The organism is uncultured Brachyspira sp. (assembly GCF_944390595.1).
Lineage (GTDB): Bacteria > Spirochaetota > Brachyspiria > Brachyspirales > Brachyspiraceae > Brachyspira.
Window position 1 is genome coordinate 26584 of the sequence record NZ_CALXRN010000189.1, and the last position, 13987, is coordinate 40570.

General features: G+C 26.1%; 12 protein-coding genes. 5 read left to right on the forward strand and 7 right to left on the reverse strand.

Translation table 11 applies throughout. The features are described 5' to 3' along the window. The first annotated feature begins 147 nt into the window (after nucleotides 1-147). The 5 genes from Q0J90_RS11230 to aroA all read left to right on the forward strand — a co-directional run bounded on the left by Q0J90_RS11230 (nucleotide 148) and on the right by aroA (nucleotide 5874). Nucleotides 148-1335, forward strand: coding sequence for a PLP-dependent aminotransferase family protein (locus Q0J90_RS11230; protein WP_297277991.1), 1188 nt, complete (start codon nucleotides 148-150; stop codon nucleotides 1333-1335). A gap of 255 nt (nucleotides 1336-1590) precedes the next feature. Further along, nucleotides 1591-2550, forward strand: coding sequence for a hypothetical protein (locus tag Q0J90_RS11235; protein WP_297277992.1), 960 nt, complete (start codon nucleotides 1591-1593; stop codon nucleotides 2548-2550). Nucleotides 2551-2820: 270 nt separating this feature from the next. Continuing rightward, the gene (locus Q0J90_RS11240) at nucleotides 2821-3489 is read left to right on the forward strand and encodes a rubrerythrin family protein (RefSeq protein WP_297277993.1); all 669 of its coding nucleotides are present in this window, start codon (nucleotides 2821-2823) and stop codon (nucleotides 3487-3489) included. Nucleotides 3490-3640: 151 nt separating this feature from the next. After that, complete coding sequence (ftsY, locus tag Q0J90_RS11245) at nucleotides 3641-4597, forward strand: signal recognition particle-docking protein FtsY (protein WP_297277994.1); 957 nt, start codon at nucleotides 3641-3643, stop codon at nucleotides 4595-4597. A 17-nt stretch (nucleotides 4598-4614) separates the two neighbouring features. Continuing rightward, nucleotides 4615-5874, forward strand: coding sequence for a 3-phosphoshikimate 1-carboxyvinyltransferase (gene aroA, locus Q0J90_RS11250; protein ID WP_297277995.1), 1260 nt, complete (start codon nucleotides 4615-4617; stop codon nucleotides 5872-5874). Here the strand turns inward: aroA and Q0J90_RS11255 are convergent. From Q0J90_RS11255 to Q0J90_RS11285, 7 genes are all read right to left on the reverse strand, one after another. Continuing rightward, entirely contained in the window at nucleotides 5869-6843 is a 975-nt protein-coding gene (locus Q0J90_RS11255; protein WP_297277996.1) for an ABC transporter substrate-binding protein, read from the reverse strand. The two genes, aroA and Q0J90_RS11255, sit on opposite strands and share 6 nt — an antisense overlap. Nucleotides 6844-6875: 32 nt before the next feature. Next, nucleotides 6876-7154, reverse strand: a complete 279-nt coding sequence (locus Q0J90_RS11260; protein WP_297277997.1) for a hypothetical protein — start codon at nucleotides 7152-7154, stop codon at nucleotides 6876-6878. 146 nt (nucleotides 7155-7300) lie between these two features. Continuing rightward, on the reverse strand, nucleotides 7301-8023 hold the full coding sequence (locus tag Q0J90_RS11265; RefSeq protein WP_297277998.1) for a polyprenol monophosphomannose synthase: 723 nt from the start codon (nucleotides 8021-8023) through the stop codon (nucleotides 7301-7303). A gap of 11 nt (nucleotides 8024-8034) precedes the next feature. Then, nucleotides 8035-10698: a DUF4132 domain-containing protein gene (locus tag Q0J90_RS11270; protein WP_297277999.1), complete on the reverse strand. Its 2664-nt coding sequence runs from the start codon at nucleotides 10696-10698 to the stop codon at nucleotides 8035-8037. 70 nt (nucleotides 10699-10768) lie between these two features. Continuing rightward, nucleotides 10769-11797, reverse strand: a complete 1029-nt coding sequence (gene rlmN / locus Q0J90_RS11275; protein ID WP_297278000.1) for a 23S rRNA (adenine(2503)-C(2))-methyltransferase RlmN — start codon at nucleotides 11795-11797, stop codon at nucleotides 10769-10771. A 47-nt stretch (nucleotides 11798-11844) separates the two neighbouring features. Further along, nucleotides 11845-12078, reverse strand: coding sequence for a zinc ribbon domain-containing protein (locus tag Q0J90_RS11280; protein ID WP_297278001.1), 234 nt, complete (start codon nucleotides 12076-12078; stop codon nucleotides 11845-11847). Between the two features lie 75 nt (nucleotides 12079-12153). Next, the gene (locus Q0J90_RS11285; protein WP_297278002.1) at nucleotides 12154-13983 is read right to left on the reverse strand and encodes a methyl-accepting chemotaxis protein; all 1830 of its coding nucleotides are present in this window, start codon (nucleotides 13981-13983) and stop codon (nucleotides 12154-12156) included. Between the last annotated feature and the right edge of the window lie 4 nt (nucleotides 13984-13987).

The window sequence follows — 13987 nt, forward strand, 5'->3', positions numbered from 1 at the left end:
CATATAATATCAGTTATAAAAAGTCAATAAATACTTTTTTATTAATTTATTATTTTTACAAAAAAAGATATATTTTTTATAAAATTATATAGCATTCTTATTAATAGTAGTATATAATATAAAGAAATTTTTTAAATGGATAGGATTATGAAATTAAGATTATCAAAAAGAGCATTACAGGAAGATTTTCAGGGTAATTTTGTAAAGATCATTTTGGAAGTAGCGGCAAAAGGTGATTTAATATCATTTGCCGGAGGTTTGCCTAATCCTGCATCTTTTCCTGTAGAAGGAATTAAAGCTGCGGCTAACAAAGTTTTAGAGACAAAAGGAGCATACGCATTACAATATAATAGTGCAGACGGTTATGTTCCTTTAAGAGAGTTTATTGCCAACAGATACAAAAAGCAAGGCGTTAATGTTGAAGCAAAAGACATACTCATTACAAATGGTTCTCAGCAGGCTTTAGATATTATTTCTTCATGTTTATTGGATGCCGGTGATAATGTTTTGGTTGAAGATCCGTCATATTTGGCTGCTTTACAGTCATTTCATTTGTATAATCCTAATATTCAGACAGTTGATTTAAATGAAGACGGAGCAGATGTTGAACAGGTTAGAGAATCTATAAATAAATACGATCATAAATTCTTCTATGCAGTTCCTAATTTTCAGAACCCTACAGGAATAACATATACTAATGCTGTAAGAGAAAAAATAGCAGATGCCATGAAAGGCAAAGATACTTTTTTTGTAGAGGATAACCCTTACGGAGAATTAAGATTTAAAGGCGAGCATCAAAGATCATTATATACATATTTAGGAGAACAGGCTATACTTTTGGGAACATTCTCAAAAACAGTAGCTCCTGGTTTAAGACTTGGATGGATAGTTTGTTCTATTCCGGAATTATGGACTAAAATGAAAGAATATAAACAGCTTATAGATATGCATACAAGTACATTTGCACAAGTTGTTGTTACTCAGTATTTTGAAGATAATGATTATGATGCACATATTCAAAAGATAATAGATTTATATGGAAAGCAGTGCAATTGCATGCTTGAAGCTATGGATAAGCATTTGCCTGATGATATGCATTGGACTCGTCCTGAAGGCGGTATGTTTATATGGGCTACTTTACCTAAAGGTATAGATGCAGTTGAATTCTGTGTTAAAGCTGCTGATGCCGGTGTTGCTGTTATACCGGGTGATCCTTTCTATGAGGCTAAAAGAGGATTAGGTACATTAAGACTTAACTATACTAATTCTACACCTGAGATGATAGATAAAGGTATGTCTATAGTTGCTAAAGTTGTTGAGCAAATGCGTAAATAATTAAATTTAAAAAATATAAAATATCTTGAGCATGTATATATTAATAATATATACATGCTTTTTTTGTAAAAATTAATAATTTTTGGTTGTTTTTTATTAAAAATTTCATATAATTTTTTCATTATTTTAATTTAATAGTCTTCTTAAGTTTTAGAGTAAACTAATTTATTAAAGGGGATCATACTTAAATGCTTTATTTGTTTATCTTTATTATTTTTTATTTCATGCGGTTCTAATAAAGATTTAAAATTAGCTTTGAAAAATCATGAAGGCGATGATGGTATAGCTGAAATAGAAAAATTTGTAAAAGATAAAAAATTCGATGAGGCTTTATACAAATCCGCTGAAATGGGATATTCTGATATCGTTTCAGGTCTTGTAAAATCAGGTGCTGATATTAATGCTGTAGGTTTAGATGGAGAAAGCATATTAGCTGTTTTTTGTAAAGATGCTAATTTAAGTGCTGCTAATATTTTAGTAGAAAATGGGGTAAATCTTAATGACACTAATGCTTTAAATAATATGAAAGAATGGTTTGATAAAGATAATAAGGAACATAGAGATTTATATTATTCATTATTAAAAAATTCTTATGAACAGAATTTTTTTGAAAAGAATATGAATGATGCTTTAAATAAAATGAGTATAAAAGGCAATGATAAGAATAATTTGATTAATAAAATAACAGATACTCTTATTACAAAAGCAAATGAAATTTTGCCTGCTTATATAGAAAAAGAGAATTTAGGTCCGGAAAATGAATTTGACTATGATAAATTTAAGCTTTATGAATATGACGGAGTTAATAATGAAATAAATTCCATTATAGAAATAGACGGCAAAAATTATTATTTAAGTTCCATTGCTGTAGATAATGGTTCTCCTTATGGAAGGTGGGGAGAGAGTATTACAGATCAATATATAAGTTTTTGGGAAATTAATGATAATAATGCTGTTTTTATAGGAGGAATTTTCTTTCCTTTTATGCATTATAGTTTTACATATGCAGTGCATAAAGGAAAATATATAACTATAGAGTATATGGATCATTATAGTCTTGTAAATAAGTATTATACTTTTAAACTTGATAATAATATGTTTTATTTAGATAGAATTTCTTCAGAAAATGGATTAGAGAATAATAAAGTAGATATTTATTATAAGTATAATGATAATGATGCAGTAAAATTCGGTGTGGATAATTGTTGTATATAGCAGAGTATTTAAAATATAATCCATAGGCTTATTATAAAATTAGTTGTTATAAAATTGCCTGTTTCTTTTTTCAAGTAGGTGTATATTTTGTAAAGAAAATTTATGTATGTAAAGATGTAATTATAAAAATAATAAAAAATAAAATAGGTTAAATATTTGTTTTTTTGTTTAATTTGTTGTTTAATATAGTTTTGTTTAGTTTATTATAATTGTATTTTATATGTTTTTGTGAAATTATCTTATATAATATTTTACTTTACTATATATAATATGTTATATATAGTATATGCTGCCTCTGCATATAACACTATATTTTTTCAAGGAAAACGCTATGTTAAAAAAATTACTTTATTAATTTCATTTTCATTTGTTTTTACTGCTTTAGTTTACGATCAAACAGCAAAATCTACAATAGACGGTATAATGCAGTCATACAATGGTGAAAGAAATGCATCAGCTATGTATGCTGAATTTGCTAAAAAAGCACAAAATAAAAGTGTAGCTGCTATGTTTAGAGCTGCTTCTGCTGCTGAAGGCATACATGCTAAGCTTTTAAATGATATTGCTATGTCTTCTAAATTATCTACAAAAGCTTTAACAGCTAAAATTAATGCTGTAAAATCAGGCACAGATGTAGAGAATTTAAAAGCAGGAGTAGCTGGTGAAACTTATGAATACACAAAAATGTATCCTGCATTTAGTAAAGTAGCTGCTTCAGAAAATAATAAAAATGTTGCTGATTTGATGAACAGAATCGCTGCAGTAGAAAAAACTCATGCTGCTTTATATAACAAAACTATTTCAGCTTTAAATTCTAATTCTGTTTTACCAGAAGGATATTATGTATGTCCTATTTGCGGATATATAGAAGCAGGATCAGCTCCTGGTAAATGTCCTCTTTGTAATGCTACAGCTAATTCATTCCAAGCTTTTAAATAATTAAAAAATAAATTTTATATTATAGAGGCAAAGCATTGATAATATTTATGATATTATCAATGCTTTTTTTATTGAATTATAACTTGAAAAAATATTAATAGCTTATATAATATTTGAAACCTTTTAAAAAAAATATGGAGAATAAATAAGAATGCAATATACAAATATAATAATAGCAGTATGCGTAGTTATAGCAGCTGTGATTGTAATTTTAGTTTTAATGAAAAGAACCAAAAAGCCAAAGGTATCATTAACAAGTTCTAAAAGTAAATTTTCATTATCATCTCTTTTTAATACTTCTGCGATTAATGATGAGTTTTTTGCAAGTTTAGAGAATACATTAATAACTGCGGATGCCGGCGTTGAAACTACAAAAGATATTATTTCAAAATTAAGAGAAGTTGTAGAGAAAGAAAATATAAAAGAACCGGAAGAAGCCAAAAAACATTTAAGAGAAATTTTAATATCAAAATTCATTTCTAAAAAAATAGAGTTAAAAGAAAAAAATATTTTATTTGTAGTTGGAGTAAATGGAGTAGGTAAGACTACTTCTATAGCTAAGCTAGCCAATATACTAAAAAATGATCATAAAGTTATATTAGCCGCAGCGGATACATTCAGAGCAGCAGCAATAGAGCAATTAGAAGAATGGGCTAATAGACTTAATGTTACTATAGTGAAAGGCCAGCAGGCAGGAGATCCGGCAAGTGTATTATTTTCAGCTTTGGATAAAGCAAAATCTGTAAATGCTGATATTGTTATAGTTGATACTGCCGGAAGATTTCACAATCAGGAGAATTTAGTTAGACAGCTTGAAAAAATGAAAAAGATAGCAATAGAAAGATTTTCAGAATTCAATTTTATTCCTATATTGGTATTAGATGCTAATGTTGGTCATAATGGTATAGAGCAGGCTAAAGTATTTACAAGTGCTTTGGATATACAAGGAGCAATAGTTTCAAAAATGGATAGTTCTGCTAAGGGCGGAGTAGCAATAAGCATAGCACATTATTTATCATTACCTATTTTTTATGGAGGTTTTGGTGAAAAGGTTGATGATTTTAGAGAATTTGATGCCGTAAGTTTTGTAGATTCTATATTGCAATAATTATTTCGGAGTTTCTCATGTCTTTAACCGTTAAGCCTTCTGAAATTTTTGGTTCTGTTTATATTCAAATAAGTAAGAGCGATGCACATAGAGCTTTAATTTCTGCATCTTTAGCCAAGAATCCAAGTGTGATAAAACCTTGGATTAATAATGTAGGAACTGACATTGAAGTTACTAAAAATGCTGCTGCAAATTTTGCTGATTTTGAATTGATTGATGATGTACTTAGAGTAATTCCTAAAGAAAAATATCCTGATAATATTACTATAAATGTAATGGAATCTGGTACTAGTTTAAGATTATTAATACCAATTATTTCGGCACTTGGAATTAATTGCACATTTACAGGTTCCAAAAAATTATTTTCAAGGCCTATGGATATATATAAAAATATATGGAAAGAGCAGGGCTTATTGTTTGATTTAAAAGAAGATTCTCTTACAATATCTGGTAAATTAAGAAGTGCAGATTTTTACATTCCAGGAAATATCAGCAGTCAATTTGTAAGCGGTTTATTATTTGCTTTGCCTTTGTTAGAAGACAGTTCAAAAATTATTATAGAAGGCGAGTTAGAGTCGGCTCCTTATGTTATGATGACATTAAAAACTTTAAAATCTGCAAATATAGATATATGCAAACAAAATATTAATACTATAGAAGTTTATGGAAATCAGGAGTATTCTGCTATTAATTATGAAATAGAATCTGATTGGTCTCATGCTGCTTTTTTTGCTGTTGCTGGTGCATTAGGCGGGGAAGTAACTCTATATGGACTTAATAAATATTCTATTCAGGGAGATAAGGAAATAGTTAATATATTAAAATTTATGGGTGCTTCTATTGCATATAATGAGGATAATTCCATAACAATTAAAAGAGCAAATAGGCTTCATGCTTTAGATATAGATGTATCGAATATACCTGATTTAGCTCCAATAATAACTGCATTAGCATCTACTGCAAAAGGTACTACTAAACTATATAATGCTGGAAGATTGAAATATAAAGAAAGTGATAGAATAAATGATTTGAAGGATAGCTTTAATAGAATAGGTGCAAAAATAGAGGCTACAGATGATAATATATTTATAGAAGGTGTTGAAAAATTGGAAGGCGGAGAGACAACTTCACATAATGATCATAGAATAGCTATGTCTTTAGCGGTTGCTTCTATAGTTGCTAACAATAGTATTATTATAGATGATGCTGAATCTATAAATAAATCATCTTTTAATTTTATAGAACAATTTAGAAGTATAGGAGCCCGTATTTCATAGACTTTCCAATACATTTCTAAGCATTTCTAATTGTATGTAATTTGTTACTGGAACACTTTCTTTAATAACATGTGACTTTAAAAATACGTTTTGCTGTGTTTCATACCATTTTAATATATCTCCGTTTTCACATGCTTTCTTTATATCTGAGGAATCAAAACATATAGATGCATCTATTTCCTTTTTTATAGATTCTACCTCTATTCTATTTAGTTTAGAAACTAAATATGCAGTTTCATCTAAATGATTCTTTTTATAATCCATAGCTTTTAACATAGCTCTTGAGAATTTTTTTACTATTTCAGGGTTTTGTTCTATATACTCTTCAGTTGATACGAAGCTGCTTGTTAATGAAATTATATTGGAATAGTTTGTTATATATGCTAATACTTTATAGTTGTTTGTTATATCCATAGTATATGGTACCCACGTTGATATAGCATCAACTTTTTTATTTGTGAGGCAGTAAGAAAGATTTGTTACATTTATATTTGATAATTTAATATCATCTATTTCTAAACCTGAACTCTTTAATGCTGCATAAAGCATAGCTTCTCCTGATGTTCCAAAATGTGTTGCTACTGTTTTTCCTTTTAAATCGGATATGCTGTTAATATATTTTGCAGATATTATTTGCTCAGCTTTACTTATAGAATCTGGGAATAAAATTTGTGCTTTTCCATTTATTATTAGAAAATGAGTAGCATGTCCTATATATGAAAAATCAATCTCTTTTGAAATCATTGATATAATAGCAGCATGCCCATTAAAAAATTGAAATAATTCAGCGTCTAAATTTTCTTCTTCAAAGAAACCTTTTTCTTTAGCAACAGCAACAGTTGAAGCACCTGCAAATTCGGATAAATAACCAACTCTTATCTTTATTTTTTCGGTGCTTTTATTTTCTTGAATATTATTATTACATGATATCAAAACAAAAATAAATAAAATAAAAATAATTTTTTTCATAATTTTATCCTCAATTTTTATTATATCATATTTTATAATATTTTTAACTCCAAGTAATTAAATATATGTACAGAATCTATTTCACTATTCATTAATTCTATATTATTACTAGTAAGTTCAGAAATTAAATAACCAGTCTCTTTTTTATTATCTCCATTATAATCCATTTCTTTTGAAAATCTTTTGAATATGTAAGAATATTTATCAATATAGTTTTTAAATGTAGTATTATATAATAAATTTTGAATTGAAGCTAATATTATATATTGATTTGGAATTTTTGATAAAATATTTTTTGAATATGGATTCAAAATTAATACAGTAAAATCTGATAAATATGCAGCATTTATTTTAGTAAAATTATTAATATTGTTCTCTCCATTTTTTGAACATGATACTATAAGTATTATTATAAAAAACTAAATATACTGCATAATTTTTCATAATTCTATCAAATTCAATTATTAAAATATCTTTTTTTATTTCTAAATCTTAAACGTACAACTCTAAATAAAGCTTCAGCTATAATATTTTTAGACATTTTAGATTGCCCGCTTCTTCTTTCATAAAATATAATAGGTTCTTCTTTCACATTATATCCATTACTTTCAAAGGAATAATTCATCTCTATTTGAAATGAATATCCTGTAGAAAGTATATTGTCAAAATTCATATTTTTTAAAACAGATACTCTAAAACATTTAAAACCGCCTGTGATATCCATAATTTTAGAGCCTAATACAAAAGAAGCGTATCTATTTCCATAATAAGATAAAAATAATCTTCTAAGCGGCCAATTAACTACACTTATTCCATTGCAGTACCTTGAACCTATTACTAAATCAAGTTTTTCATCTTCCATTCTATTTATAAATTTTATTACAAAATTTGGATCATGTGAAAAATCAGCATCCATTTCTATAACATAATCCGGATCATATTGAAATGAATGTTTAAATCCGGCAATATAAGCTGGTCCAAGACCTGCTTTTTTTTCTCTTTTTAATAAATGTACTCTGTTATTATCCAAATATTTCTCTACTATAGTAGCTGTACCGTCAGGGCTGTTATCATCTACGACCAATACTTCTATATATTCAGGTAAACTTAATATTGTATTAATCATTTTTTCTATATTATCTTTTTCATTATAAGTTGGTAGTACAATTATAGCTTTCATTTAATTACCTTTTAATTATTAGATGTTTTTATTAAATTCTTTTTTAGATAATTATCTATAGTGTCCATTATATAGGTAACATATCTAATATTGTTTGTTCTAGGATTTATTATATTTTTGTATGAAAATATATCATCATTTTCTATACTATAAAATACTATATCTCCAAATATTATTAAATCATTATCATCTATTGCATTATCCATACCTATTAAATTTATTTTTATACCAGTTGCTATAGATGTTTCAATAATTTTATAACCTACTATGTATGAATTATCATAATCCAATTCTATATCAAGAGTTTGAGCTAGATTTTTAAAAGTTTTTAATTTTATCTCTTTATTTCTATATTTAATAATAATATTTTCTTTAATATCACCATCTTTAAAACTAAACTTAACATTTTGCATCTGATTAAATGGCTGTTTTATTTTTAGATTTTTAATCAGCAATTTAGATTTTTCTATATCTTCCTTTGACATTTCTATCGGACTTGCTAATGATAATCTATGGTTTTTATTTAATTTATATTCATTTTGATCTAGTGTGTAGAATATATTTTTGATTCTGTCATATATAAGATGATTTAATAATTTGTTGTTTTTATCATACGCTGACCATATAAATAAATTTGATGCCATATTCATCATATAATTTTCTACAAAAATATTTTTCCAATTTTCAAAATCCCATTTTTTCCCAGACATTAAAGCTTTATGAAGTCTGAAAATTTGAAACTTATAAGATATTTTTATATAATTTTGCATAATATAAAAATTATCAGTTATATTTGGGCCTATATCTTTACCAAATTTAGTTATACTTTTATTAGTTTTATTATCAATAATTTTTTCAATTTCTAATTTTTCATTAACATATATACTAAATGAATGATTCTCATCTTCTAATATTTTTTTTCCGTTTTTATCTATATTGTAATTTGGGATTATTTTATCACTTAATTCATCTTCTGTTATTTTCAATTTTTTAGCTGCTAATTTAAATGCTAATTTTGAAGTATTTTTTATTTGAAAGTATTGAAAATTATTTGATATATAATCTATTATCATTAGCGAGCATATACTTCCATTAGATGATAATGTTGATATAGCATAATTGGCCAATGACATTCTTCCAGATTCACACCATTCTTTAATTTTAAATACAACTTTATCAATATTATATTCATTTTCATATATTAGATATGGTATCATTATATATTTATATGAAGTATTAGCTCCCTCAAATATCCATTTTTCATATACATTTTTTATTACTTTTAAAAATGAATTAAAATCGAAATATGATATTATTTTATCTAAGTCTTTTATTTTTATTGGATTTTTTAATTTGGAATATTCCATGTAAATATATTTAATGACTATTATTGGAATATTCTGATTTCCATCTTTGCTCAGAACACCATATAATAAAGATTCATCTATACATATCAAATTCTTTTCGAACTTTTTATTGTAATTTTTATTAACAAAATTAACTATGCTGTTTATATCTTTAAAACCTGATTTTATTATTTTCTTATTCTTCCACCTTTTTATTATATCTTTTGCTAAATCATTATCCAAATTTTTTAAATATTCATAAGCTTCTCTTTTTTTACGGTTTATAATTTTTATAGCCGTTTTTTTTATATTTACGGATTTATTATCCAAAAGAGAACATAATACTTTGCTTGAATTAAAATTAATCTCGCTGCTGTAAAGCTGATTTAGAAACGGTATAAAGTTTTTACTATTTCTAGTTATGATATTAATAAAGTTTTTAGTTGAGAATATGTTTTCAAAATACTCCTGGTTTTCTTTTATAATAGAGTAGAAGAAATCATTAAATTCTTTATTTTTTATTTGAAGAGCAAAAGAATCATAATATGATATAGAATCATTATATGAATAGAAAAATATATAAGATATTATAATATCAGACAATGTTATACCTAATGAACTAAAATAATCTAAACTTTCCTGATATGTTAAATTAAATCCTTCTTTTCTAGTTAGAATTAAATATATAAATGATTTATAACATTTAGTTTTTATTATTATATTTAATAATTTTTTTGCTTTTTTGGAATACTCAGATAATAATAATATATAATATATTCTATAATTTGTTAATAACGATTTTTTTATAAAAACTATATCATTTCTATTTGGCTTTTTCTTTAATTTATATGGATCATATGGTTTTGAAGCACAGAAATAACCATAGGCAGATTTTTTTACTCTGAATTTTTTTATTAATTCATACCTCTTGTCATCTTCATATATTATATCATCATTTATTATTGTAAGACTATTAGGGGTGCCTATATGTTCTTCTATATTATATTTTGCATAGTAGGAATCGTAAATTTTATGCATTAATATATCTATTTTTTTATCTGCTATTTTCATATTTACTTTTTGATCATTATGTTTTAATAATACAGCAGTAAGTATTAAATATATTCCGCAGTTATTACTTTTTTCTAATTTATTATATACGATATAAAAATATTCTTTATCTGTATGGTATGTATAATTTGCTTCTCTTAAAAAATCAAGAGCATATATATCATTTTCTATTATACTATTATTAATAGAACATATTTCTTTTTCTAAATTATATCCTTGATATTTTCTAGAAAATAAAGAACTATTAAATTTATTCATAAGATACACTCTTTAATACTTTATAGCAAATATTATATAATGTTATTCAAAAAATAAATACTATATTTTTTTACAAATTTTTTATTGCTAACTGTCCGCATCCGGCAAGAATTTCTTGACCTTGTTTGAATCTTTCCACTACTTCAACTCCATTATCTTTTAATATAGATTTGAATCTTAGTATAATATCTTTATTTGGCCTTTTCAACTCAGGGGCATGTTCTACCGGATTCATAGGTATTACATTAACTTTAAATGGAAATTCTTTTTTTAAATTTACAATTCTATAAGCGTCATTTACAGAATCATTGATATCTTTTATTAATACCCATTCAAAAGTTATCATTCTTTTTCCATTTTTACTGTATCTTTTTAGAATAGCCATAAGATTTTCTATAGGATATCTTTTATTTATAGGCATTATTTTATCTCTAACTTCATTCTTTAATGAATGCAATGATACAGCTAGCCTGCAGTCTAAATCTTTTTCTATAAGCTGCTTTATACCAACTACCTCTCCTGATGTTGATATTGTAATATGTCTTATTCCTAAATTAAATCCTTTAAATGAATTTATTGTTTCTATAGCTTTAAATAGATTTTTAGTATTTGCAAGAGGTTCTCCCATTCCCATAAAGACTATAGAATTTACTTTTTTAGTAACTGCTCTCATTAATAAAAACTCTGCCAATATTTCATCAGCAGTTAAATTTCTAGATAGTCCCATATTTCCAGTGGCACAGAAAGCACATCCGTATCCGCATCCTACTTGTGATGATAGACAAAAAGTTACTCTATCATTTTTATTTAAAATAACAGATTCTATTTTCTTTTTGTCGTATAATGATATTAATAATTTTTGTGTTCCATACTCATCTTCGGATATATTTTCTATTTTGGAATTATGTATGAAGCAATTATCATTGAGTATAGATCTTAGATTCTTAGGTATATTGCTCATTTCTTCAAAACTTACAGCATACTTTTTATATATCCAATCGAGTATTTGAGATGCATGAAATTTTGGAAAACCATTATCTTCACAGAATTTAGATAATTCATCTTCTGAGATATTCATTATTGATATTTTTTTAGACATAATTTTTACTTTAATAACTTATAACCTATAAGTTAAAATTAAACTCCTCAGCAGCTTTTAGTAGGAGTTTGATTATCTCCATTTGAAGAAGCACTATTTTTTCCTTTATAATCATTTACATAAAAGCCTTTGCCTTTGAATATGATTCCGCTATTAAGAGATATCATTCTTTTAGCTTCTGCACCGCATTCTGGACAATTTGCTTTAGCCTCTGCTGACATTGATTGAAATTCCTCAAATTCATTACCGCATTTTTCACATTTATATTCATAAGTTGGCATAATATTTCCTTTTTAAAAACAAATTTATTTTATTAAATATATATTTAAATGTAAATCTGTCAAGTATTTTATTTATTAATCTAAGGAGAAATATTCTAAATCCTTAACCATATTTTCAGTTTTCTCAGATACATTTTTACTCAACTCTGCACTTTCCTGAGCCATAAAAGAATTTTCCTGAGTAATATCATTTAATTGATCAACAGCAATTTTTATCTGAGCTATATTCTCATCTTCCTGCATTATTGCATTTGTTATATTAGCCAATTCTTCAGATACTTCAACAACAAAAGTTTCTATATCTCCTAATAATTTTGCTGATAATGCAACGGCTTCATTACCTATATTAATTTTTTCTATAGTGTCAGATGTTATATTTGTTATTTCGCTTGCAGCATCGTTTACTGTTTGTGCTAATGATCTTATCTCTGATGCAACAACAGCAAAACCTCTTCCTTGTTCTCCGGCACGTGCGGCTTCAACAGCAGCGTTAAGTGCAAGTATATTAGTTTGAAATGCTATGGATTGTATCATTTTTGTGATTTCAGATATTTTTTTACTAGATTCTGAAATTTCCTGCATATCCCTTAATGTTTTGCTTGATACTTCAACACTGCTTTTAGTGGCATCAGCTGCTTTTGAACTAACATCTTTAGCATTTGATACATTTATTGAAGTTTCTTTTAATGATGATGACAATGCTTCTATAGAACTTGCTAATTCTTCTAATGAAGCTGCCTGAGATGCAGTTCTGTCTGATAAGTTTGAGCTTCCGTTTGATATTGTAACAGCATCATTATTGATAACATTAATTTCAGATTTTATATTATATATTACTTCTGATATATTAACCTGCATTCTATTTATTGAATTTACAACTTTTCCCATTTCGTCTTTTTTATTGACATATTTTTCATTAAACTGAATGTGGAAATTTCCGTCAGACATTTTACTAATATTATCTGAAACTATATTTAAACTGTTTGAAATAGGTTTAGCTATTAAAAGCACAAGTATAGTTTCTAACAAAATCAAAAGTAAAATAACAACTAATGACATTAACCTGAATGACATTATAGATTTGTTTAATTGAGAAGTATCTCCGTAAACAGTACATATCCAAGTAACGTATGGTATATGCGTACTCATTATCCAATCTTTTTTACCTAAATTATAAAAAACATTATTATTCAATAAATCATTCATGTGATTTGCAAATAAAGGATTGGAAACCAAAGTATTGTTTTCACTTAATAAATATTGAGGGTCTTTATGGTTTAGATATACTCCTTTATCAGTAACTACATTCATTGTTATACCAGATTTTGAAGAGTATTTATCTGCTATAACATCCAAATTTTTTAATGATATATCCATTCCAATAATACCTTTTAAAGCATTATTGGTATAAACTGCCTTAGCGAAAGTAACCACAACTTCTCCAGTAGTAGCTGCAATATAAGGTGCACAAATATAAAAATTAGTTGTTTTCAAAGCTCCTTGATACCATTCTCTAGTGGTTTGGTCATAATCGGGAGGAAGACTAGATTCTAAAAGGTTAATAAAAGATCCTCCGTCTTTATATGGTATATCATTTGCAAAATATAGATCTACCATACCTTTATCTTTTAAAATTTCTCCAAATGCATTTAACATATCTTCTTTTGATATAGGACTAGTATTGTATGATCTTATAATTTCTATTTTAGAATCAAAGTATAAAAGCCAATTGTATATATCTGTTCTAATATTGTTTATTAAATTCATTTTTTCATTGATAAACACTTTTTTATATACAGGTTCATATATAACAATCAATCCTATATATACTACCAATAAAAACGCTGAAAATGGAAATAAAAATTTAAATACTAGATTGTTCATATGTTTGAATATGGCTTTCATGATG